Genomic DNA, 1,457 nt, shown 5'->3' with positions numbered 1-1,457 from the left:
GGTGTCATTCAAGCATTTGGCAATGCTACGATTCTTGGCGGTGCGGGAACGGAAACAATCGAAGGAGCGTACGGGACAAAGATCATCGACGGCGGCGCGGGAATCGATACGATCATTCTCGGATCTGAGAGCGATTCAGGGAATCGCCAGAGAACGCTCGATCTGCGAATTCAAACGGGTCAGGCCAATTTCCAATCTCTCAACACCGTCACCAACGTCGAGAATGTTGTGACGTATGCCAGCCTCGACAAGCTGACCGGAAATGACGTCGCTAATGCTCTCTCCTCCGGTACCGGCAACGATACTCTCGACGGATGGTTCGGCGACGACACACTTGACGGTGGCGCGAACAGCGACACGGTTCTGTTCTCCGGCGATGTTGGCGCAAAGGCCGATTTGACAATTGAAACCGCACAGAACACCAACTATGGCCGAGACACCCTCCGTTCGATCGAAAATCTGGAAGGCGGCGCAGGAGCGGATCGGTTCAAAGGTGATGGCAATGCAAATATCCTCACGGGTCATGGCGGCAACGATACGCTCGATGGCGGCCTCGGGGATGACACGCTCGACGGCGGCACCGGTAGCAACGTAGCTCTGTTCTCAGGCACGGCGGCTCAGTCGCAGATCGCCGACAACGGCGACGGGACCTTCACCGTGTCGGGTCCAGACGGTACGGATCTCGTGCGCGATGTCCGGTTGCTGCAATTCGCCGACCGCACTCTCGCACTGTCGAACAGCGCGCCGGAGGGGCTCAGTGCCTCGAATGCGCAAGTCGCCGAGAATGCCCTCGCCGGAACAATTGTCGCGACCTTGTCGGCGACCGATGCGGATGGGGACGCGCTTTCCTATGCGTTGACTACGGCGAATAGCCCGTTTCAAGTCGACGGAAACAATCTCGTGCTGACCGGCGCGCTCGATTACGAGACGACGGCGCAACACACCGTAGCGATCACCGTGAGCGACGCCTACGGCATGTCCACGTCGCAGGTCTTCACGTTTGGCATCATCAACGTGGTCGAGTTCGATCCGCTGACATTGCGCGGCGGCGTCGGTGTTGATGCCCTGACGGGCGAAGCCGGCAACGATCTGATCTTTGGCTCGGGAGGAAACGACACCCTCAGAGGGGAGGCCGGCAACGACAAACTTTACGGTGGCACAGGCAAAGACGCTCTTTTCGGTGGCGCCGGCAGCGACATCTTTGTGTTCGACACGAAGCCGAACAAAGCGACAAACCTCGACACGATCGCTGACTTCTCGGTCGCCGACGATACGATTCATCTCGCCAAATCGATTTTTCGTGGCATGGCCAAGAAGGGCGTGCTCAAAGCCGATGGATTCTATGCGGGGACCGGCGCGCATGATGCGAGCGACCGCGTCATCTACAACAAGAAGACCGGCGCATTGTTCTATGACGCGGACGGCTCGGGCGGTTCGGCGCAAGTGCAGATAGCGAC

At 58.9% G+C, this 1,457-nt stretch carries 1 protein-coding gene; it reads left to right on the top strand.

Features of this window, described 5'->3' with window-relative positions; translation table 11 throughout:
- The coding region (locus AC1DT3_RS20920; protein ID WP_477467120.1) for a cadherin domain-containing protein at nucleotides 1-1,457 on the top strand (1,457 nt) is incomplete at both ends.

The sequence above is a fragment of the Microvirga sp. P4_G7 genome (assembly GCF_056401005.1).
Note: the sequence above shows the minus strand (reverse complement) of the source record. Positions and strands in the feature narration are given on the sequence as shown.